General features: G+C 44.2%; 31 protein-coding genes. All 31 read left to right on the top strand.

Annotation, left to right across the window (positions count from 1 at the left end; genetic code table 11):
* The first annotated feature begins 123 nt into the window (after positions 1-123).
* The 31 genes from rpoC to rpsK all read left to right on the top strand — a co-directional run bounded on the left by rpoC (position 124) and on the right by rpsK (position 20,939).
* Complete coding sequence (rpoC, locus tag ACTHSQ_RS08230) at positions 124-4,299, top strand: DNA-directed RNA polymerase subunit beta' (protein ID WP_440371689.1); 4,176 nt, start codon at positions 124-126, stop codon at positions 4,297-4,299.
* 328 nt (positions 4,300-4,627) lie between these two features.
* Positions 4,628-4,999 carry a 30S ribosomal protein S12 gene (rpsL, locus tag ACTHSQ_RS08225; RefSeq protein ID WP_002218431.1) on the top strand — a complete coding sequence of 124 codons (372 nt, stop codon included), beginning with the start codon at positions 4,628-4,630 and terminating at the stop codon, positions 4,997-4,999.
* A gap of 117 nt (positions 5,000-5,116) precedes the next feature.
* Complete coding sequence (gene rpsG, locus ACTHSQ_RS08220; protein ID WP_002240962.1) at positions 5,117-5,587, top strand: 30S ribosomal protein S7; 471 nt, start codon at positions 5,117-5,119, stop codon at positions 5,585-5,587.
* Positions 5,588-5,605: 18 nt separating this feature from the next.
* Positions 5,606-7,711, top strand: coding sequence for an elongation factor G (gene fusA / locus ACTHSQ_RS08215; RefSeq protein WP_308905216.1), 2,106 nt, complete (start codon positions 5,606-5,608; stop codon positions 7,709-7,711).
* 85 nt (positions 7,712-7,796) lie between these two features.
* Complete coding sequence (gene tuf / locus ACTHSQ_RS08210) at positions 7,797-8,981, top strand: elongation factor Tu (RefSeq protein WP_003684779.1); 1,185 nt, start codon at positions 7,797-7,799, stop codon at positions 8,979-8,981.
* A 17-nt stretch (positions 8,982-8,998) separates the two neighbouring features.
* Positions 8,999-9,310, top strand: coding sequence for a 30S ribosomal protein S10 (gene rpsJ / locus ACTHSQ_RS08205; RefSeq protein WP_002642322.1), 312 nt, complete (start codon positions 8,999-9,001; stop codon positions 9,308-9,310).
* Between the two features lie 250 nt (positions 9,311-9,560).
* Positions 9,561-10,205, top strand: coding sequence for a 50S ribosomal protein L3 (gene rplC, locus ACTHSQ_RS08200; RefSeq protein ID WP_004464584.1), 645 nt, complete (start codon positions 9,561-9,563; stop codon positions 10,203-10,205).
* Positions 10,205-10,825, top strand: a complete 621-nt coding sequence (gene rplD / locus ACTHSQ_RS08195) for a 50S ribosomal protein L4 (RefSeq protein WP_003684798.1) — start codon at positions 10,205-10,207, stop codon at positions 10,823-10,825. Before rplC ends, rplD begins: the two co-directional genes overlap by 1 nt.
* Positions 10,822-11,136: a 50S ribosomal protein L23 gene (gene rplW / locus ACTHSQ_RS08190; RefSeq protein WP_003684762.1), complete on the top strand. Its 315-nt coding sequence runs from the start codon at positions 10,822-10,824 to the stop codon at positions 11,134-11,136. Before rplD ends, rplW begins: the two co-directional genes overlap by 4 nt.
* A gap of 5 nt (positions 11,137-11,141) precedes the next feature.
* Positions 11,142-11,975, top strand: coding sequence for a 50S ribosomal protein L2 (gene rplB / locus ACTHSQ_RS08185; protein ID WP_003684813.1), 834 nt, complete (start codon positions 11,142-11,144; stop codon positions 11,973-11,975).
* A gap of 5 nt (positions 11,976-11,980) precedes the next feature.
* On the top strand, positions 11,981-12,259 hold the full coding sequence (gene rpsS, locus ACTHSQ_RS08180; protein WP_002215422.1) for a 30S ribosomal protein S19: 279 nt from the start codon (positions 11,981-11,983) through the stop codon (positions 12,257-12,259).
* A gap of 8 nt (positions 12,260-12,267) precedes the next feature.
* Complete coding sequence (gene rplV / locus ACTHSQ_RS08175; RefSeq protein ID WP_003684712.1) at positions 12,268-12,597, top strand: 50S ribosomal protein L22; 330 nt, start codon at positions 12,268-12,270, stop codon at positions 12,595-12,597.
* 9 nt (positions 12,598-12,606) lie between these two features.
* Positions 12,607-13,299 (top strand): 30S ribosomal protein S3, encoded by a 693-nt coding sequence (gene rpsC, locus ACTHSQ_RS08170; protein WP_003684753.1) that lies wholly within the window; start codon positions 12,607-12,609, stop codon positions 13,297-13,299.
* A complete protein-coding gene (gene rplP, locus ACTHSQ_RS08165) occupies positions 13,283-13,699 on the top strand; it encodes a 50S ribosomal protein L16 (protein ID WP_003684741.1) in 417 nt (138 codons plus the stop codon). The genes rpsC and rplP overlap by 17 nt, the downstream gene beginning before the upstream one ends.
* Positions 13,699-13,890 carry a 50S ribosomal protein L29 gene (gene rpmC, locus ACTHSQ_RS08160; protein WP_003684705.1) on the top strand — a complete coding sequence of 64 codons (192 nt, stop codon included), beginning with the start codon at positions 13,699-13,701 and terminating at the stop codon, positions 13,888-13,890. Before rplP ends, rpmC begins: the two co-directional genes overlap by 1 nt.
* The gene (gene rpsQ, locus ACTHSQ_RS08155; RefSeq protein ID WP_003684766.1) at positions 13,890-14,153 is read left to right on the top strand and encodes a 30S ribosomal protein S17; all 264 of its coding nucleotides are present in this window, start codon (positions 13,890-13,892) and stop codon (positions 14,151-14,153) included. Before rpmC ends, rpsQ begins: the two co-directional genes overlap by 1 nt.
* 227 nt (positions 14,154-14,380) lie before the next feature.
* Entirely contained in the window at positions 14,381-14,749 is a 369-nt protein-coding gene (gene rplN, locus ACTHSQ_RS08150; RefSeq protein ID WP_002215434.1) for a 50S ribosomal protein L14, read from the top strand.
* An 11-nt stretch (positions 14,750-14,760) separates the two neighbouring features.
* Complete coding sequence (gene rplX, locus ACTHSQ_RS08145) at positions 14,761-15,084, top strand: 50S ribosomal protein L24 (RefSeq protein ID WP_003684754.1); 324 nt, start codon at positions 14,761-14,763, stop codon at positions 15,082-15,084.
* Positions 15,085-15,093: 9 nt separating this feature from the next.
* Complete coding sequence (rplE, locus tag ACTHSQ_RS08140) at positions 15,094-15,633, top strand: 50S ribosomal protein L5 (protein WP_003684750.1); 540 nt, start codon at positions 15,094-15,096, stop codon at positions 15,631-15,633.
* 2 nt (positions 15,634-15,635) lie between these two features.
* A complete protein-coding gene (rpsN, locus tag ACTHSQ_RS08135) occupies positions 15,636-15,941 on the top strand; it encodes a 30S ribosomal protein S14 (RefSeq protein WP_003684736.1) in 306 nt (101 codons plus the stop codon).
* 14 nt (positions 15,942-15,955) lie between these two features.
* Positions 15,956-16,348, top strand: a complete 393-nt coding sequence (gene rpsH / locus ACTHSQ_RS08130; RefSeq protein ID WP_003684738.1) for a 30S ribosomal protein S8 — start codon at positions 15,956-15,958, stop codon at positions 16,346-16,348.
* Between the two features lie 13 nt (positions 16,349-16,361).
* Positions 16,362-16,895, top strand: coding sequence for a 50S ribosomal protein L6 (rplF, locus tag ACTHSQ_RS08125; protein ID WP_003684811.1), 534 nt, complete (start codon positions 16,362-16,364; stop codon positions 16,893-16,895).
* Between the two features lie 13 nt (positions 16,896-16,908).
* The gene (gene rplR, locus ACTHSQ_RS08120; RefSeq protein ID WP_003684709.1) at positions 16,909-17,262 is read left to right on the top strand and encodes a 50S ribosomal protein L18; all 354 of its coding nucleotides are present in this window, start codon (positions 16,909-16,911) and stop codon (positions 17,260-17,262) included.
* A 17-nt stretch (positions 17,263-17,279) separates the two neighbouring features.
* Positions 17,280-17,798, top strand: coding sequence for a 30S ribosomal protein S5 (rpsE, locus tag ACTHSQ_RS08115; RefSeq protein ID WP_003684704.1), 519 nt, complete (start codon positions 17,280-17,282; stop codon positions 17,796-17,798).
* A complete protein-coding gene (rpmD, locus tag ACTHSQ_RS08110; protein ID WP_003684808.1) occupies positions 17,791-17,976 on the top strand; it encodes a 50S ribosomal protein L30 in 186 nt (61 codons plus the stop codon). The genes rpsE and rpmD overlap by 8 nt, the downstream gene beginning before the upstream one ends.
* Position 17,977: 1 nt before the next feature.
* Positions 17,978-18,412: a 50S ribosomal protein L15 gene (gene rplO / locus ACTHSQ_RS08105; protein WP_003684730.1), complete on the top strand. Its 435-nt coding sequence runs from the start codon at positions 17,978-17,980 to the stop codon at positions 18,410-18,412.
* 13 nt (positions 18,413-18,425) lie between these two features.
* Positions 18,426-19,739, top strand: coding sequence for a preprotein translocase subunit SecY (gene secY / locus ACTHSQ_RS08100; protein ID WP_003684726.1), 1,314 nt, complete (start codon positions 18,426-18,428; stop codon positions 19,737-19,739).
* 4 nt (positions 19,740-19,743) lie between these two features.
* The gene (infA, locus tag ACTHSQ_RS08095; protein WP_003684714.1) at positions 19,744-19,962 is read left to right on the top strand and encodes a translation initiation factor IF-1; all 219 of its coding nucleotides are present in this window, start codon (positions 19,744-19,746) and stop codon (positions 19,960-19,962) included.
* An 18-nt stretch (positions 19,963-19,980) separates the two neighbouring features.
* Positions 19,981-20,094 carry a 50S ribosomal protein L36 gene (rpmJ, locus tag ACTHSQ_RS08090; protein WP_003697674.1) on the top strand — a complete coding sequence of 38 codons (114 nt, stop codon included), beginning with the start codon at positions 19,981-19,983 and terminating at the stop codon, positions 20,092-20,094.
* 67 nt (positions 20,095-20,161) lie between these two features.
* A complete protein-coding gene (gene rpsM, locus ACTHSQ_RS08085) occupies positions 20,162-20,524 on the top strand; it encodes a 30S ribosomal protein S13 (RefSeq protein ID WP_003684758.1) in 363 nt (120 codons plus the stop codon).
* A gap of 19 nt (positions 20,525-20,543) precedes the next feature.
* Positions 20,544-20,939, top strand: coding sequence for a 30S ribosomal protein S11 (gene rpsK / locus ACTHSQ_RS08080; protein WP_440371688.1), 396 nt, complete (start codon positions 20,544-20,546; stop codon positions 20,937-20,939).
* Positions 20,940-20,955: the final 16 nt, after the last annotated feature.

The raw sequence follows: 20,955 nt of genomic DNA, 5'->3' as shown, positions 1-20,955 counted from the left end.
TGAAAAAGCGGTTTCAGAATAAGAATGAAGCAATCGGCATTTAGGCCGTCTGAAATCGAAAGTACCGGTTCCCAATATCGAAAATCCGCCATGCGGTAAAAATACTTCCTTCAAGGAGCAAAAATGAATTTGTTGAACTTATTTAATCCGTTGCAAACTGCCGGCATGGAAGAAGAGTTTGATGCCATCAAAATCGGTATTGCCTCTCCCGAAACCATCCGCTCATGGTCTTATGGCGAAGTTAAAAAACCTGAAACCATCAACTACCGTACGTTCAAACCTGAGCGCGACGGTTTGTTCTGCGCCAAAATCTTTGGTCCGGTCAAAGACTATGAATGTTTGTGCGGTAAATACAAACGCTTAAAATTTAAAGGCGTAACCTGTGAAAAATGTGGCGTAGAAGTGACCTTGTCTAAAGTACGCCGCGAACGCATGGGCCACATTGAATTGGCTGCACCTGTTGCCCACATTTGGTTCTTGAAATCCCTGCCTTCCCGCTTGGGTATGGTATTGGACATGACTTTGCGCGATATCGAACGCGTATTGTACTTTGAAGCATTTGTGGTAACCGATCCCGGCATGACTCCGTTGCAACGTCGTCAATTGCTGACAGAAGACGATTACTACAACAAACTGGACGAATACGGCGACGACTTCGATGCCAAAATGGGTGCAGAAGGTATCCGCGAATTGCTGCGTACCTTGGATATTACCGGCGAAATCGAAATCCTGCGTCAAGAGCTGGAATCTACCGGTTCTGACACCAAAATCAAAAAAATTGCCAAACGTTTGAAAGTATTGGAAGCCTTCCACCGTTCCGGTATGAAACTGGAATGGATGATTATGGATGTGCTGCCGGTATTGCCGCCTGATTTGCGTCCGTTGGTTCCATTGGATGGCGGTCGTTTTGCCACTTCCGATTTGAACGATTTGTATCGCCGCGTTATTAACCGCAACAACCGTCTGAAACGTCTGTTGGAACTGCATGCGCCTGACATCATCGTTCGTAACGAAAAACGTATGTTGCAAGAAGCAGTTGACTCTCTGTTGGATAACGGCCGTCGCGGTAAAGCCATGACCGGTGCCAACAAACGTCCGCTGAAATCATTGGCTGACATGATTAAAGGTAAAGGCGGCCGCTTCCGTCAAAACCTGTTGGGTAAACGTGTGGACTACTCCGGTCGTTCCGTGATTACCGTAGGCCCATACCTGCGTCTGCACCAATGTGGTCTGCCGAAAAAAATGGCTTTGGAACTGTTCAAACCATTCATTTTCCACAAATTAGAAAAACAAGGTTTGGCTTCTACCGTTAAAGCTGCGAAAAAATTGGTAGAGCAAGAAGTACCTGAAGTATGGGATATCTTGGAAGAAGTCATCCGCGAACATCCGATTATGCTGAACCGTGCGCCAACCCTGCACCGTTTGGGTATTCAAGCGTTCGAACCTATCCTGATCGAAGGTAAAGCGATTCAGTTGCACCCATTGGTGTGTGCCGCATTTAACGCCGACTTTGACGGTGACCAAATGGCTGTACACGTTCCATTGAGCTTGGAAGCACAAATGGAAGCACGTACGCTGATGCTGGCTTCAAACAACGTATTGTCTCCAGCCAACGGCGAACCAATCATCGTACCTTCTCAAGATATCGTATTGGGTCTGTACTACATGACCCGCGACCGTATCAATGCCAAAGGCGAAGGCAGCCTGTTTGCCGATGTGAAAGAAGTGCATCGTGCATACCATACCAAACAGGTTGAACTGGGTACGAAAATTACCGTACGTCTGCGTGAATGGGTGAAAAACGAAGCAGGTGAGTTTGAGCCTGTTGTTAACCGTTACGAAACAACTGTCGGCCGTGCATTGTTGAGCGAAATCTTGCCTAAAGGCCTGCCGTTCGAGTACATCAACAAAGCGCTGAAGAAAAAAGAAATTTCTAAACTGATTAACGCATCATTCCGTCTGTGCGGCTTGCGTGAAACAGTTATTTTCGCCGACCACCTGATGTATACTGGTTTCGGTTTTGCGGCAAAAGGCGGTATTTCCATTGCGGTTGACGATATGGAAATTCCGAAAGAAAAAGCAGCCTTGCTGGCTGAAGCTAATGCCGAAGTTAAAGAAATCGAAGACCAATACCGTCAAGGTTTGGTGACCAATGGCGAACGTTACAACAAAGTGGTCGATATTTGGGGTCGTGCCGGCGATAAGATCGCTAAAGCGATGATGGACAACCTGTCCAAACAAAAAGTCATCGACCGTGACGGCAACGAAGTTGACCAAGAGTCCTTCAACTCTATTTACATGATGGCCGACTCTGGTGCCCGTGGTTCTGCGGCTCAGATTAAACAGTTGTCCGGTATGCGTGGTTTGATGGCGAAACCTGACGGCTCCATTATTGAAACGCCTATTACCTCTAACTTCCGCGAAGGCCTGACCGTATTGCAATACTTTATTGCGACCCACGGTGCGCGTAAGGGTTTGGCGGATACCGCATTGAAAACTGCAAACTCCGGTTACCTGACCCGTCGTTTGGTAGACGTAACCCAAGACTTGGTGGTTGTTGAAGACGATTGCGGTACTTCAGACGGCTTTGTGATGAAGGCAGTGGTACAAGGCGGTGACGTAATTGAAGCTTTGCGTGAGCGTATTTTGGGCCGCGTTACTGCTTCTGATGTTGTCGATCCTTCGACTGGAGAGACTTTGGTTGAAGCCGGTACGTTGTTGACCGAGAAACTGGTAGATATGATCGACCAATCCGGTGTCGATGAAGTCAAAGTCCGTACGCCGATTACTTGTAAAACCCGTCATGGCCTGTGTGCACACTGCTATGGTCGCGACTTGGCACGCGGTAAACTGGTTAATGCCGGTGAGGCAGTTGGTGTGATTGCTGCACAATCCATTGGTGAGCCAGGTACTCAGCTGACCATGCGTACGTTCCACATCGGTGGTGCGGCATCTCGTGCGGCAGCAGCCAGCCAAGTAGAAGCCAAATCCAACGGTACAGCGCGTTTCAGCAGCCAAATGCGTTACGTTGCCAACAACAAAGGCGAGTTGGTTGTCATCGGCCGTTCTTGTGAAGTAGTGATTCATGACGATATCGGTCGCGAACGTGAACGTCACAAAGTACCTTACGGTGCAATCCTGCTGGTACAAGACGGCGAAGCCATTAAAGCCGGTCAAACCTTGGCAACTTGGGATCCGCATACCCGTCCGATGATCACCGAACACGCAGGTATGGTGAAATTCGAAAACGTGGAAGAGGGTGTTACCGTTGCGAAACAAACCGACGATGTCACCGGTTTGTCTACTCTGGTAGTGATTGACGGTAAACGTCGTTCCTCTGGTGCTTCTAAACTGTTGCGTCCGACTGTCAAACTGTTGGATGAAAACGGTCTGGAAATTTGCATCCCAGGTACCACTACCCCAGTTTCTATGGCATTCCCGGTCGGTGCGGTGATTACCATCCGTGAAGGTCAGGAAGTCGGTAAGGGTGATGTATTGGCGCGTATTCCGCAAGCGTCTTCTAAAACCCGCGATATTACCGGTGGTCTGCCACGCGTAGCCGAATTGTTTGAAGCACGCGTGCCGAAAGATGCAGGTATGTTGGCAGAAATTACCGGTACAGTTTCCTTCGGTAAAGAAACCAAAGGTAAACAGCGTCTGATTATTACCGACGTAGACGGTGTAGCATACGAAACCCTGATTTCTAAAGAGAAACAAATTCTGGTACACGACGGTCAAGTGGTAAACCGCGGTGAAACCATCGTAGACGGTGCTGTAGATCCACACGACATTCTGCGTCTGCAAGGTATCGAAGCATTGGCCCGCTACATTGTTCAAGAGGTGCAAGAGGTTTACCGCCTGCAAGGTGTGAAGATTTCCGATAAACACATCGAAGTCATCATCCGTCAAATGCTGCGTCGAGTGAACATCGTTGATTCAGGTGATACAGAGTTCATTACTGGTGAGCAAGTTGAGCGTGGCGATGTGATGCTTGCCAATGAAAAAGCCATGGCTGAAGACAAAGAGCCAGCACGTTACGAAAACGTGTTGCTGGGTATTACCAAAGCTTCCTTGTCTACAGACAGCTTCATTTCTGCGGCATCGTTCCAAGAAACAACCCGCGTCTTGACAGAGGCCGCTATTATGGGCAAACAAGACGAGCTGCGCGGTTTGAAAGAGAACGTGATTGTCGGTCGTTTGATTCCTGCCGGTACAGGTTTGACCTACCACCGCAGCCGTCACCAACAATGGCAGCAAGCTGATCAAGAAACTTCTGAAACCGAAGCTTCAGACGAATAATCCCTTGGGATTATTGTGAAAATAAAACCGCAAGCCAGTCTTGCGGTTTTATTTTTTAGAGGATTTAAAAGAAAGTGGAGTTTAAGGCTGTCTGAATAAATAAGGAAAGCAATGGAGAAAATAAGTAGAGAGCAAATTACGGACTTATTTAAAATGACAAAGGCCGTCTGAATCTTTCAGACGGCCTTTGTTTCCAAAATTTAGACATAAATTGGAAAACACCAAACTTTATCAGTCATTTGCTTGACTAAACCCTTGCAGTAAAAATATAATTCCAATCTTGTCGACATGGTGTCGGCAAGTATTTAACTCAACAGGACGAGAAAATATGCCAACTATTAACCAATTGGTACGCAAAGGCCGTCAAAAGCCTGTGTACGTAAACAAAGTGCCTGCACTGGAAGCTTGCCCGCAAAAACGTGGCGTGTGCACCCGTGTATACACAACTACCCCTAAAAAACCTAACTCTGCATTGCGTAAAGTATGTAAAGTTCGCCTGACCAACGGTTTTGAAGTCATTTCATATATCGGCGGTGAAGGCCACAACCTGCAAGAGCACAGCGTCGTATTGATCCGCGGCGGTCGTGTAAAAGACTTGCCAGGTGTACGTTACCACACTGTACGCGGTTCCTTGGATACTGCAGGTGTTAAAGACCGTAAACAAGCCCGTTCTAAATACGGTGCTAAGCGTCCTAAATAATTATCGGGACTCAAATAGGCACGTCGGCCGCCTAAGCTGAACAACGGCCGAGTAAGTGAATACTCAATTGGGTATTCATGGGAATTGACCCAACTGAATAGATTAAAGGAAATTAAAATGCCAAGACGTAGAGAAGTCCCTAAGCGCGACGTACTGCCAGATCCTAAGTTCGGCAGCGTTGAGCTGACTAAATTCATGAATGTATTGATGATTGACGGTAAAAAATCTGTTGCAGAACGTATCGTTTACGGTGCACTGGAACAAATTGAGAAAAAAACCGGCAAAGTAGCAATCGAAGTATTTAACGAAGCCATTGCAAATGCCAAACCTATCGTGGAAGTGAAAAGCCGCCGTGTAGGTGGTGCAAACTACCAAGTTCCTGTTGAAGTTCGTCCTTCACGTCGCCTGGCTTTGGCAATGCGCTGGGTTCGCGATGCGGCCCGTAAACGTGGTGAGAAATCTATGGACCTGCGTTTGGCAGGCGAATTGATTGATGCGGCTGAAGGTCGTGGCGGTGCGTTGAAAAAACGTGAAGAAGTACACCGTATGGCTGAAGCTAACAAAGCATTCTCTCACTTCCGTTTCTAATATCGAAAGGCTAACAAAATGGCTCGTAAGACCCCTATCAGCCTGTATCGCAATATTGGTATTTCTGCCCATATTGACGCGGGTAAAACAACCACAACAGAACGTATTCTGTTCTATACAGGTTTGACTCACAAGTTGGGTGAGGTGCATGACGGCGCAGCAACTACCGACTACATGGAACAAGAGCAAGAGCGTGGTATTACCATTACTTCTGCTGCTGTGACTTCTTATTGGTCCGGTATGGCGAAACAGTTCCCTGAACACCGTTTCAACATCATTGATACCCCAGGACACGTTGACTTTACCGTAGAGGTAGAGCGTTCTATGCGTGTATTGGACGGTGCAGTAATGGTTTACTGTGCAGTAGGTGGTGTTCAACCTCAATCCGAAACCGTATGGCGTCAAGCTAACAAATACCAAGTTCCTCGCTTGGCATTTGTAAACAAAATGGACCGTCAAGGTGCCAACTTCTTCCGCGTTGTCGAGCAAATGAAAACCCGTTTGCGCGCAAACCCTGTACCTATCGTAATCCCAGTTGGTGCAGAAGATAGCTTCAGTGGTGTTGTTGACCTGCTGAAAATGAAATCTATCATCTGGAACGAAGCTGATAAAGGTACAACCTTTACCTATGGCGATATTCCTGCTGAGTTGGTTGAAACTGCTGAAGAATGGCGTCAAAACATGATTGAAGCCGCAGCAGAAGCCAGCGAAGAATTGATGGATAAATACTTGGGTGGTGAAGAGCTGACCGAAGAAGAAATCGTAGGTGCATTGCGTCAACGTACTTTGGCAGGTGAAATCCAACCAATGTTGTGCGGTTCTGCATTTAAAAACAAAGGTGTTCAACGTATGTTGGACGCAGTAGTAGAATTGTTGCCTGCTCCTACCGACATTCCTCCTGTTCAAGGTGTTAACCCTGACACTGAAGAAGCAGACAGCCGCCAAGCCAGCGACGAAGAGAAATTCTCTGCATTGGCGTTCAAAATGTTGAACGACAAATACGTTGGTCAGCTGACTTTCATCCGCGTTTACTCTGGTGTCGTGAAATCCGGTGATACCGTATTGAACTCTGTAAAAGGTACTCGTGAACGTATCGGTCGTTTGGTGCAAATGACTGCTGCGGACCGTACTGAAATCGAAGAAGTACGCGCTGGTGATATTGCAGCTGCAATCGGTTTGAAAGACGTTACCACTGGTGAAACTCTGTGTGCTGAAAGCGCACCAATCATCTTGGAACGCATGGAATTCCCTGAGCCGGTAATCCATATTGCCGTTGAGCCAAAAACCAAAGCTGACCAAGAGAAAATGGGTATTGCCCTGAACCGTCTGGCTAAAGAAGACCCTTCTTTCCGTGTTCGTACAGACGAAGAATCCGGTCAAACCATTATTTCCGGTATGGGTGAATTGCACTTGGAAATTATTGTTGACCGTATGAAACGCGAATTCGGTGTGGAAGCTAACATTGGTGCGCCTCAAGTTGCATACCGTGAAACTATCCGCAAAGAAGTTGAAGCTGAATACAAACACGCTAAACAATCCGGTGGTAAAGGTCAATACGGTCACGTTGTGATCAAAATGGAACCTATGGAGCCGGGTGGTGCAGGTTACGAATTTATCGACGAAATTAAAGGTGGTGTGATTCCTCGCGAATTCATTCCTTCTGTTGATAAAGGTATCCGTGACACCCTGCCTAACGGTATCGTTGCGGGCTACCCAGTGGTTGACGTACGCGTACGTTTGATCTTCGGTTCTTCGCATGATGTCGACTCTTCACAATTGGCCTTTGAATTGGCAGCTTCTCAAGCCTTTAAAGAAGGTATGCGTAAAGCCAATCCTGCTCTGCTTGAGCCAATCATGGCAGTTGAAGTGGAAACCCCTGAAGAATACATGGGTGACGTAATGGGCGACTTGAACCGTCGTCGTGGCGTTGTATTGGGTATGGATGATGACGGTATCGGCGGTAAGAAAGTTCGTGCCGAAGTGCCTCTGGCAGAAATGTTTGGTTACTCAACCGACCTGCGTTCTGCAACCCAAGGCCGCGCTACTTACTCCATGGAGTTCAAAAAATACGCTGAAGCTCCTGCTCACGTAGCTGCTGCTGTAACTGAAGCCCGCAAAGGCTAATCAGAAAAGGCCGTCTGAAACTGAAAATAAATTTTCAGACGGCCATTGTTCTTTAATCGATCTTTATATGTAAAGGAATTAGCTCATGGCTAAGGAAAAATTTGAACGTAGCAAACCGCACGTAAACGTTGGCACCATCGGTCACGTTGACCATGGTAAAACCACTCTGACTGCTGCTTTGACTACTATTTTGGCTAAAAAATTCGGTGGCGCTGCAAAAGCTTACGACCAAATCGACAACGCTCCTGAAGAAAAAGCTCGTGGTATTACCATTAATACCTCACACGTAGAATACGAAACTGAAACCCGTCACTACGCGCACGTAGACTGCCCGGGCCACGCCGACTACGTTAAAAACATGATTACCGGTGCTGCCCAAATGGACGGCGCGATCTTGGTATGTTCCGCAGCTGACGGTCCTATGCCTCAAACTCGCGAACACATCCTGTTGGCTCGCCAAGTAGGTGTACCTTACATCATCGTATTCATGAACAAATGCGACATGGTTGACGATGCCGAGCTGTTGGAACTGGTTGAAATGGAAATTCGTGACTTGTTGTCAAGCTACGACTTCCCAGGCGACGACTGCCCAATCGTACAAGGTTCTGCACTGAAAGCTTTAGAAGGTGATGCTGCTTACGAAGAAAAAATCTTCGAATTGGCTGCTGCCTTGGACAGCTATATCCCAACACCTGAGCGTGCTGTGGACAAACCTTTCTTGTTGCCTATTGAAGACGTATTCTCTATCTCTGGCCGTGGTACAGTAGTAACCGGTCGTGTAGAGCGCGGTATCATCCACGTTGGTGACGAGATCGAAATCGTAGGTCTGAAAGAAACCCAAAAAACCACTTGTACCGGCGTTGAAATGTTCCGCAAACTGCTGGACGAAGGTCAAGCAGGCGATAACGTAGGTGTATTGTTGCGTGGTACTAAACGTGAAGATGTAGAGCGTGGTCAAGTATTGGCTAAACCAGGTACTATCACTCCTCACACCAAATTCAAAGCAGAAGTATACGTACTGAGCAAAGAAGAGGGTGGTCGTCACACTCCATTCTTCGCTAACTACCGTCCACAATTCTACTTCCGTACTACTGACGTAACTGGTGCAGTTACTTTGGAAGAAGGCGTAGAAATGGTAATGCCAGGTGAGAACGTAACCATTACTGTAGAACTGATTGCGCCTATCGCTATGGAAGAAGGTCTGCGCTTTGCGATTCGCGAAGGTGGTCGTACCGTAGGTGCGGGTGTGGTTTCTTCTATAATCGCTTAATTGAGGGATATTGATAAATGGCAAACCAAAAAATCCGTATCCGCCTGAAAGCTTATGATTACAGTCTGATTGACCGTTCTGCACAAGAAATCGTTGAAACTGCCAAACGTACTGGTGCTGTTGTTAAAGGTCCGATTCCTTTGCCAACTAAAATCGAACGTTTCAATATCTTGCGTTCCCCTCACGTGAACAAAACTTCTCGTGAACAATTGGAAATCCGTACCCACTTACGTTTGATGGACATCGTGGACTGGACTGACAAAACTACTGATGCACTGATGAAACTGGATCTTCCAGCAGGTGTGGATGTAGAAATTAAAGTTCAATAAGAACTGAAAAACCGAACAGCTTGGCTGTTCGGTTTTTTATAGAATTCTTAGGCCGTCTGAAAATTTTCAGATATTTGGCAACACTTCATCCGAAAAAATGATGGGTTTAAGAAGTTAAATTGAAATTTTTGTTGATATTTCTTTGATTTGTCAATTATAATGGCGGACTTGGTACATCCGTATCAAGTTTAACTTTGTCTGAAAGGCAGGCCAATCGTAGCCCGCCCCTTTACTTAAAAGGAAAATAATCATGACTTTAGGTCTGGTTGGACGCAAAGTTGGTATGACTCGCGTGTTCGACGAACAGGGTGTTTCTGTTCCGGTAACCGTTTTAGATATGTCTGCCAACCGCGTTACACAAGTGAAATCCAAAGATACTGACGGCTACACTGCTGTACAAGTTACCTTTGGTCAGAAAAAAGCTAATCGTGTCAACAAAACTGAAGCCGGTCACTTTGCTAAAGCAGGTGTTGAAGCTGGTCGCGGTTTGGTTGAATTTGCTTTGACTGAAGAAAAACTGGCTGAATTGAAAGCCGGTGATGAAATTACCGTTTCTATGTTTGAAGTTGGTCAATTGGTAGATGTAACCGGTACCTCTAAAGGTAAAGGTTTCTCTGGTACGATCAAACGCCATAACTTCGGTGCTCAACGTACTTCCCACGGTAACTCCCGTTCTCACCGTGTTCCTGGTTCTATCGGTATGGCACAAGACCCTGGTCGCGTGTTCCCTGGTAAACGTATGGCAGGTCAATACGGCAACACTAAAGCAACTGTTCAAAAATTGGAAGTTGTACGTGTTGATGCTGAACGCCAACTCTTGTTGGTTAAAGGTGCTGTTCCTGGTTCGGTTAACAGCGACGTCGTGGTTCGTCCTAGCGTGAAAGTAGGTGCGTAATGGAATTGAAAGTAATTGACGCTAAAGGACAAGTATCTGGCAGCTTGGCTGTTTCTGATGCTTTGTTTGCTCGTGAATACAATGAAGCTCTGGTTCACCAACTGGTTACTGCTTACTTAGCAAATGCCCGTTCTGGTAATCGTGCTCAAAAAACTCGTGCCGAAGTAAACCACTCTACTAAAAAACCATGGCGCCAAAAAGGTACCGGCCGTGCTCGTTCCGGTATGACTTCTTCTCCGCTGTGGCGTAAAGGTGGTCGTGCATTCCCAAACAAACCTGATGAAAACTTCACTCAAAAAGTGAACCGTAAAATGTACCGTGCCGGTATGGCGACTATTTTGTCCCAATTGGCTCGTGATGAACGTTTGTTTGCAATCGAAGCATTGACTGCTGAAACTCCTAAAACTAAAGTTTTTGCTGAACAAGTGAAAAATTTGGGTTTGGAGCAAGTTCTGTTTGTAACTAAACAGCTCGACGAGAATGTTTACTTGGCTTCACGCAACTTGCCTAACGTATTGGTTTTGGAAGCTCAACAAGTTGATCCTTACAGCTTGCTGCGTTACAAAAAAGTCGTTATCACTAAAGATGCAGTTGCACAATTAGAGGAGCAATGGGTATGAATCAACAACGTTTGACTCAAGTAATCTTGGCACCTATCGTTTCTGAAAAAAGCAACGTATTGGCTGAAAAATGTAACCAAATGACGTTTAAAGTTTTGGCAAATGCAACTAAACCTGAAATTAAAGCGGCTGTTGAGCTGCTGTTCGGCGTTCAAGTTGCAGACGTTACTACTGTTACCATTAAAGGTAAAGTTAAACGTTTTGGTCGCACTTTAGGCCGTCGCAGCGATGTTAAAAAGGCTTATGTAAGCTTGGCTGCCGGTCAAGAGTTGGATTTGGAAGCCGCTGCTGCAGCTGCAGATAAGGAATAAACAAAATGGCAATCGTTAAAATGAAGCCGACCTCTGCAGGCCGTCGCGGCATGGTTCGCGTGGTAACAGAAGGTTTGCACAAAGGTGCACCTTATGCACCTCTGCTGGAAAAGAAAAATTCTACTGCCGGTCGTAACAACAATGGTCATATCACTACCCGTCATAAAGGTGGTGGTCATAAACATCATTACCGCGTCGTAGATTTTAAACGTAACAAAGACGGTATCCCTGCAAAAGTAGAGCGTATCGAATATGACCCTAACCGTACTGCATTTATCGCACTGTTGTGCTATGCAGATGGTGAGCGTCGCTACATTATTGCTCCTCGTGGTATTCAAGCCGGTGCAGTATTGGTTTCCGGTGCTGAAGCTGCGATCAAAGTAGGTAACACTCTGCCGATCCGCAATATTCCTGTTGGTACAACTATTCACTGTATCGAAATGAAACCAGGTAAAGGTGCACAAATTGCACGTTCTGCTGGTGCTTCTGCGGTATTGCTTGCAAAAGAAGGTGCTTACGCACAGGTTCGTTTGCGTTCTGGCGAAGTACGCAAAATTAGCGTAAATTGCCGTGCAACTATCGGTGAAGTTGGTAACGAAGAACAAAGCCTGAAAAAAATCGGTAAAGCTGGTGCTAACCGCTGGCGTGGTATTCGTCCGACCGTTCGTGGTGTTGTAATGAACCCTGTTGATCACCCACATGGTGGTGGTGAAGGCCGTACTGGTGAGGCTCGCGAACCGGTTAGCCCATGGGGTACTCCTGCTAAGGGCTACCGCACTCGTAATAACAAACGCACGGATAACATGATTGTTCGTCGTCGTTACTCAAATAAAGGTTAATTAGTATGGCTCGTTCATTAAAAAAAGGCCCATATGTAGACCTGCATTTGCTGAAAAAAGTAGATGCTGCTCGTGCAAGCAACGACAAACGCCCAATTAAAACTTGGTCACGTCGTTCTACCATTTTGCCTGATTTCATCGGTCTGACTATCGCTGTTCACAACGGTCGCACTCACGTGCCTGTGTTCATCAGCGATAACATGGTTGGTCATAAATTAGGTGAGTTCTCATTGACCCGTACCTTTAAAGGCCACTTGGCTGATAAAAAGGCTAAAAAGAAATAAGGTGAATCATGAGAGTAAGTGCACAACATAAAAACGCCCGTATTTCAGCTCAAAAAGCTCGTTTGGTAGCTGATTTGATTCGTGGTAAAGACGTTGCCCAAGCTTTGAATATCTTGGCATTCAGCCCTAAAAAAGGTGCTGAGCTGATTAAAAAAGTATTGGAATCAGCAATCGCCAATGCCGAGCACAACAATGGTGCCGACATTGACGAACTGAAAGTGGTAACTATCTTTGTTGACAAAGGCTCAAGCTTGAAACGTTTCCAAGCTCGTGCCAAAGGTCGCGGTAACCGCATCGAGAAACAAACTTGTCATATTAACGTGACAGTGGGCAACTAAGGAAAAGCTATGGGACAAAAGATTAACCCTACAGGCTTTCGCCTGGCGGTAACTAAAGACTGGGCTTCAAAATGGTTTGCTAAAAGCACCGACTTTTCTACTGTTTTGAAACAAGATATTGATGTTCGTAACTACTTGCGTAAAAAACTGGCTAATGCTTCAGTTGGTCGCGTAGTGATCGAACGTCCTGCTAAATCTGCACGTATTACCATTCACTCTGCTCGTCCAGGTGTGGTTATTGGTAAAAAAGGCGAGGATATCGAAATCTTGAAACGTGACTTGCAAGCTCTGATGGGTGTGCCTGTTCATGTAAATATTGAAGAGATTCGTCGTCCTGAATTGGATGCTCAAATCATTGCTGATGGTATTGCCCAGCAGCTTGAAAAACGTGTTCAATTCCGTCGCGCTATGAAACGTGCAATGCAAAATGCAATGCGTTCTGGTGCTAAAGGCATCAAGATCATGACTTCAGGCCGTCTGAATGGTGCTGATATTGCTCGTAGCGAATGGTACCGTGAAGGTCGTGTACCTTTGCATACTTTGCGTGCGAACGTAGATTATGCAACTAGCGAAGCACACACTACTTATGGTGTACTGGGTCTGAAAGTTTGGGTTTATACAGAAGGTAATATTAAATCTTCTAAACCTGAGCATGAGAAGAAACAAAGAAAGGCAGGTGGACGTAATGCTGCAGCCAACTAGACTGAAATATCGCAAGCAACAAAAAGGCCGTAACACCGGTATTGCTACTCGCGGTAACAAAGTAAGTTTCGGTGAGTTCGGTTTGAAAGCCGTAGGCCGTGGCCGTTTGACTGCCCGCCAAATCGAAGCTGCTCGTCGTACTATGACTCGTCATATTAAACGTGGCGGTCGTATTTGGATTCGTGTATTCCCTGATAAACCAATTACTGAGAAACCTATCCAAGTTCGTATGGGTGGCGGTAAAGGTAATGTGGAATATTACATTGCTGAAGTTAAACCAGGCAAAGTATTGTACGAAATGGACGGTGTTCCTGAGTCTTTGGCTCGTGAAGCATTTGAATTGGCCGCTGCCAAATTGCCTATTCCTACAACCTTTGTAGTAAGACAGGTGGGTCAATAATGAAAGCAAATGAATTGAAAGACAAATCTATTGAGCAATTAAACTCTGATTTGTTGGACTTGTTGAAAGCTCAGTTTGGCTTACGCATGCAAAATGCAACCGGTCAGTTGGGTAAATCAAGCGAGTTGAAACGTGTACGTCGCGATATTGCTCGTATTAAAACCATTTTAACTGAAAAAGGTGCTAAGTAATGAGCGAAGCTAAAAATGTTCGTACTTTGCAAGGCAAAGTGGTAAGCGACAAAATGGACAAAACTGTTACAGTATTGGTTGAGCGTAAAGTTAAACACCCTCTGTACGGTAAAATTATTCGTTTATCAACTAAAATCCATGCTCATGATGAAAACAATCAATATGGCATTGGTGATGTAGTGGTAATTGAGGAATCTCGTCCTTTGTCAAAAACCAAGTCTTGGGTTGTAAAAGAATTGGTTGAGAAAGCGCGTACTGTTTGATTTAAAACACAGTAATGTAGCTTAATAAGAAACGAAGTCTTGCAGCAAAGTTAATTTGCGTGTAAACTTCGTTTCTTATCTTCCAGCTTCTTATGGAAGTTTCTCTCCCTTCGGGATCCAAGACTGGTTTACTAGAACCGTGAAGGTTTCATTTAATAAGCAGCTTAAAGTAAGGTGCGAGTTATATGAAAGTGGTAAATTAAGTTGGTTAATTTAAAGGTACTAATATGATTCAAATGCAGACCATCTTAGATGTGGCTGATAACTCTGGTGCGCGTCGCGTAATGTGCATCAAAGTATTGGGCGGATCTAAGCGTCGCTACGCTTCTGTTGGCGACATTATTAAAGTTGCAGTTAAGGATGCAGCCCCACGTGGTCGTGTCAAAAAAGGTGATGTATACAATGCGGTAGTTGTTCGTACTGCTAAGGGTGTACGTCGTCCTGATGGTGCGTTAATTAAATTCGATAACAATGCTGCTGTGTTGTTGAATAATAAACTTGAACCTCTGGGTACCCGTATTTTTGGTCCGGTAACCCGTGAATTGCGTACTGAGCGATTTATGAAAATCGTTTCATTGGCGCCTGAAGTATTATAAGGAATAGCGCGATGAATAAGATCATTAAAGGCGATCAGGTTGTAGTGATTACCGGTAAAGATAAAGGTAAGCAAGGTCAAGTAGTTCGAGTGTTGGGTGATAAAGTTGTTGTTGAGGGTGTTAATGTTGTGAAACGCCATCAAAAACCTAATCCAATGCGTGGTATTGAGGGTGGTATTATTACTAAAGAAATGCCTTTGGATATTTCTAATATTGCAATCCTGAATCCGGAAACTAATAAAGCAGACCGTGTTGGTATTAAACTGATTGAAAATGAAGGCAAAGTTAAACGCGTTCGTTTCTTCAAATCAAATGGCTCTATCATTGGAGCATAAGGAGATAACATGGCTCGTTTGAGAGAGTTTTATAAAGATACAGTTGTTCCTGAATTAGTTAAACAATTTGGTTACAAATCAGTAATGGAAGTTCCACGTATTGAAAAAATCACCTTGAATATGGGTGTGGGTGAAGCTGTTGCTGATAAAAAAGTTATGGAGCATGCTGTTTCTGATTTAGAGAAAATTGCTGGTCAAAAACCAGTTGTTACTGTTGCTCGTAAATCTATCGCAGGTTTTAAAATCCGTGATAACTATCCAGTTGGTTGCAAAGTAACATTGCGTCGTGATCAAATGTTTGAATTCTTGGATCGTTTGATTACTATTGCGTTGCCTCGCGTACGTGACTTCCGTGGTGTAAGCGGTAAATCATTTGATGGTCGTGGCAATTACAATATGGGCGTTCGTGAGCAAATTATTTTCCCGGAAATTGAATACGATAAAATCGATGCTTTGCGTGGTTTGAACATTACTATTACAACTACTGCAAAAACTGATGAAGAAGCGAAAGCTTTGTTGTCACTGTTCAAGTTTCCGTTTAAAGGATAATCATGGCTAAGAAAGCACTTATTAATCGTGAGCTGAAACGTCAAGCATTGGCGAAAAAGTTTGCAGCTAAACGTGAGGCAATTTTCGCTGTTATTAATGATGCTAATGCGACTGAAGAAGAACGTTTTGAAGCACGTTTGAAATTTCAATCCATTCCTCGTAATGCAGCACCTGTACGTCAACGTCGTCGTTGTGCTTTAACAGGTCGTCCTCGTGGCACTTTCCGTAAATTTGGTTTGGGCCGTATTAAAATCCGTGAAATCGCTATGCGTGGCGAGATCCCTGGTGTTGTTAAAGCTAGCTGGTAATAGGAGTATAAATAATGAGTATGCATGATCCTATTTCCGATATGTTGACTCGTATTCGCAATGCGCAACGTGCTAATAAAGCAGCAGTTGCCATGCCTTCCTCAAAACTGAAATGTGCAATTGCAAAAGTTCTGAAAGAAGAAGGTTATATCGAGGATTTTGCGGTTTCTGCTGATGCAAAACCGGTATTGGAAATTCAATTAAAATACTATGCAGGTCGTCCTGTGATTGAGCAAATTAAACGTGTTTCACGTCCAGGTTTGCGTATTTACAAAGCATCAAGTGAGATCCCTAGCGTAATGAATGGCTTGGGTGTCGCTATTGTTAGTACTTCTAAAGGTGTAATGACTGATCGCAAAGCCCGTTCTGAGGGTGTTGGTGGTGAGTTGTTGTGCATCGTAGCCTAGTGGAGAAAAGTAAATGTCACGCGTCGCAAAAAACCCAGTGACTGTTCCTGCTGGTGTAGAAGTAAAATTCGGAACAGATACATTGGTTATCAAAGGTAAAAACGGCGAATTGTCTTTTCCTTTGCATTCCGATGTTGCTATTGAACTGAACGATGGTAAATTGACTTTTGCTGCAAAAAATGACAGTAAACAGGCTAATGCTATGTCTGGTACTGCTCGTGCATTGGTTAATAACATGGTTAAGGGTGTTTCTGAAGGTTTTGAGAAAAAACTTCAATTGATTGGTGTGGGTTATCGTGCCCAAGCTCAAGGCAAAGTTTTGAACTTGTCTTTGGGTTTCTCTCATCCAATCGTATATGAAATGCCTGAAGGTGTTTCTGTTCAAACTCCTAGCCAAACAGAAATCGTTTTGACTGGTGCAGATAAACAAGTGGTTGGCCAAGTCGCTGCTGAAATTCGCGCATTCCGTTCTCCTGAGCCTTATAAAGGTAAAGGTGTTCGTTATGTGGGTGAAGTAGTAGTGATGAAAGAAGCCAAGAAAAAATAATTGAGGTTCACTAATGGATAAACATACAACCCGACTCCGTCGTGCACGCAAAACCCGTGCGCGTATTGCGGACTTGAAAATGGTAAGATTATGTGTGTTCCGCAGCAATAATCATATTTATGCTCAAGTAATTAGTGCTGAAGGTGATAAAGTATTGGCTCAAGCCTCTACATTGGAAGCTGAAGTACGTAGTAGCCTGAAATCAGGTAGTAACGTTGAAGCAGCAGCTGTAGTTGGTAAGCGTATTGCTGAAAAAGCTAAAGCAGCGGGTGTTGAAAAAGTTGCTTTTGACCGTTCAGGTTTCCAATATCACGGTCGTGTGAAAGCTTTGGCTGAAGCTGCACGTGAAAATGGTTTAAGCTTCTAATATTTGGAGACTTTCAGATGGCAAAACATGAAATTGAAGAACGCGGTGACGGCCTGATTGAAAAGATGGTCGCAGTTAATCGCGTGACTAAAGTAGTTAAAGGTGGTCGTATCATGGCTTTCTCCGCACTGACTGTTGTTGGTGATGGTGATGGTCGCATCGGTATGGGCAAAGGCAAATCAAAAGAAGTACCAGTTGCTGTTCAAAAAGCAATGGATCAAGCTCGACGCTCTATGATTAAAGTACCTTTGAAAAACGGTACTATTCATCATGAGGTTATTGGTCGTCATGGTGCTACTAAGGTATTTATGCAACCTGCTAAAGAAGGTAGCGGTGTAAAAGCTGGTGGTCCAATGCGTTTAGTATTTGATGCTATGGGTATTCATAACATTTCAGCTAAAGTACATGGTTCTACTAATCCTTACAATATTGTACGCGCTACATTAGACGGTTTGTCTAAACTGTATACCCCTGCTGATATTGCTGCTAAACGTGGCTTGACAGTAGAAGATATTTTGGGAGCTAACCATGACTGAGCAAAAAAAGATTAAAGTTACATTGGTTAAGAGCCTGATCGGTACAATTGAATCTCATCGTGCATGTGCTCGTGGTTTAGGTTTGCGCCGCCGTGAACATACTGTAGAGGTTTTGGATACCCCTGAAAACCGTGGCATGATCAATAAAATCAGCTACTTGTTGAAAGTGGAGTCTTAATATGTTTTTGAATACTATTCAACCTGCTGAGGGTGCTACTCGCGCCAGTCGTCGTGTAGGCCGTGGTATTGGTAGCGGCTTGGGTAAGACAGGTGGTCGTGGTCATAAAGGTCAAAAAAGCCGTTCTGGTGGCTTCCACAAGGTAGGTTTTGAAGGCGGTCAAATGCCTTTGCAACGCCGTCTGCCGAAACGTGGTTTCAAATCTTTGACTGCTGCCGCAAATGCTGAAGTTCGTTTGAGTGAATTAAATCTGATTGCTGTGAACGAGATTGATGTCTTGGTTCTTAAACAAGCTGGTCTGATTCCTGCAACTGTTTCTAATGTAAAAGTTATTGCTTCTGGTGAAATCTCAAAAGCAGTTACCTTGAAAGGTGTAAAAGCTACTAAAGGTGCTAAAGCTGCTATTGAAGCTGCCGGTGGTAAAGTAGAAGAATAAGGCTTGCACTACAGTGGCTAATCAACAATCTTTATCAGGATTATCCAAATTTGGTGATCTGAAAAAACGTCTGGCGTTCCTTTTAGGTGCTTTAGTCGTTTTCCGTATTGGTGCTCATATACCGGTACCGGGCGTAGATGCTGTTGCATTAGCTAAGTTATACGAAGGCGCTGCAAACGGCATATTCGGAATGTTAAATATGTTCTCGGGTGGTTCGTTGGAGCGCTTTAGTATATTTGCAATTGGTATCATGCCTTATATTTCGGCATCGATTATTGTTCAGCTTGCTTCTGAGATTGTTCCTTCTTTAAAAGCTTTGAAGAAGGAAGGTGAGGCTGGTAGAAAAATAATTACGAAGTATACTAGGTATGGGACGGTATTATTGGCTGTATTGCAAAGCTTTGGTGTTGCAACATTTGTTTATCAACAAGGTGTTGTTGTAACAAGTTCGCTTGAGTTTCATATTTCTACAGTAGTCTGTTTGGTTACAGGTACTATGTTTCTGATGTGGTTAGGGGAGCAAATTACCGAGCGTGGTATTGGTAATGGTATTTCTTTAATCATTACAGCAGGCATTGTATCGGGTATCCCATCCGGTATTGTTCGGTTGTTAACTTTGACTGAACAAGGTTCCATGAGTATGTTGATGGCAGTATCAATTGTGATTGGTATTTTGCTGTTGATCTATGCTGTAGTTTATTTTGAGAGTGCTCAGCGTAAAGTTCCTGTGCATTATGCTAAAAGACAGTTTGGCTCTGGAATGATGCCGGGACAAAGCATTCATATGCCGTTCAAGCTAAATATGGCAGGTGTTATTCCTCCTATTTTTGCTTCCAGTATCATTTTATTTCCATCTACCCTTTTAGGTTGGTTTGGTTCAAATAGTACAAATTCTGTTCTTCATAAGGTTGCTGCGATGCTGCAACACGGACAGCCTTTGTATATTGTATTATTTGCCACAACTATCATCTTCTTCTGCTATTTCTATACTGCTTTAGTATTTAGCCCTAAAGAGATGGCTGAAAATTTGAAGAAGAGTGGTGCATTTGTGCCGGGTATTCGCCCAGGTGAGCAAACCTCTAGATATTTGGAAAAAGTTGTACTGAGACTGACATTATTTGGTGCTTTGTATATTACTACAATCTGTCTGATACCTGAATTTTTAACGACGGCATTGAAAGTTCCTTTCTATTTAGGTGGAACATCTCTGCTCATTTTGGTTGTCGTTACAATGGATTTTAGGACGCAAATCAATTCATATCGAATGAGTAGTCAGTATGAAGACTTGATGAGTCGTCCAGATATGAAATCTTTGTCACGTAAGTAGGCTTATGGCTAAAGAAGATACCATACAGATGCAGGGCGAAATCCTTGAGACTTTGCCCAATGCAACATTTAAAGTAAAACTGGAAAATGATCATGTAGTACTTGGTCATATATCTGGCAAAATGCGGATGCACTATATCCGTATTTCTCCAGGTGATAAGGTAACAGTTGAATTGACTCCTTATGATTTAACCCGTGCTCGGATTGTTTTCCGAGCAAGATAAACGATAAAAGGAAATAAAATGCGTGTACAACCTTCTGTAAAGAAAATTTGTCGCAATTGCAAGATTATTCGTCGTAATCGTGTAGTTCGCGTAATTTGTACTGACCCACGTCACAAACAACGTCAAGGTTAAGAAGCTAGTTTTCTTAACTATTGATTTTGTGGTATAGTGACATAATTTGCCCTAAAAAGGAAAAAATATGGCTCGTATTGCAGGGGTAAATATCCCTAATAATGCCCATATCGTAATTGGCCTTCAGGCTATTTATGGTATTGGTGCGACTCGTGCTAAATTGATTTGTGAGGCAGCAAATATTGCTCCTAGTACTAAAGCAAAAGATTTGGACGAGGCTCAATTAGACGCTTTGCGTGAGCAAGTTGCTAAATATGAAGTTGAAGGCGATTTGCGTCGTGAAGTAACGATGAGCATTAAACGACTGATGGATATGGGTTGCTATCGCGGCTTCCGTCATCGTCGTGGCTTGCCTTGTCGTGGTCAACGCACTCGCACAAATGCTCGTACCCGTAAAGGTCCGCGCAAAGCGATTGCCGGTAAGAAATAAATTTTAAGGAATTTGATTAATGGCTAAAGCAAACACAGCTTCGCGTGTACGTAAAAAAGTACGTAAAACCGTAAGCGAAGGTATTGTGCACGTTCATGCATCTTTCAACAATACCATCATTACAATCACTGACCGTCAAGGCAATGCATTGTCTTGGGCTACCTCTGGCGGCGCTGGTTTTAAAGGTTCTCGTAAAAGTACACCATTTGCAGCACAAGTTGCAACAGAAGCAGCTGGTAAAGTTGCCCAAGAGTATGGCGTTAAAAATTTAGAAGTTCGCATTAAAGGCCCTGGCCCTGGTCGCGAATCTTCTGTACGTGCTTTAAACGCTCTTGGTTTCAAGATTACCAGCATTACTGACGTTACCCCGTTGCCTCATAACGGTTGCCGTCCGCCTAAAAAACGTCGTATTTAATATTGGAGTGATTTAA

It is taken from the genome of Neisseria sp. P0009.S008 (assembly GCF_051958615.1).
Classification (GTDB): domain Bacteria; phylum Pseudomonadota; class Gammaproteobacteria; order Burkholderiales; family Neisseriaceae; genus Neisseria; species Neisseria subflava.
This window is presented reverse-complemented; position numbering and strand designations above follow the sequence as displayed.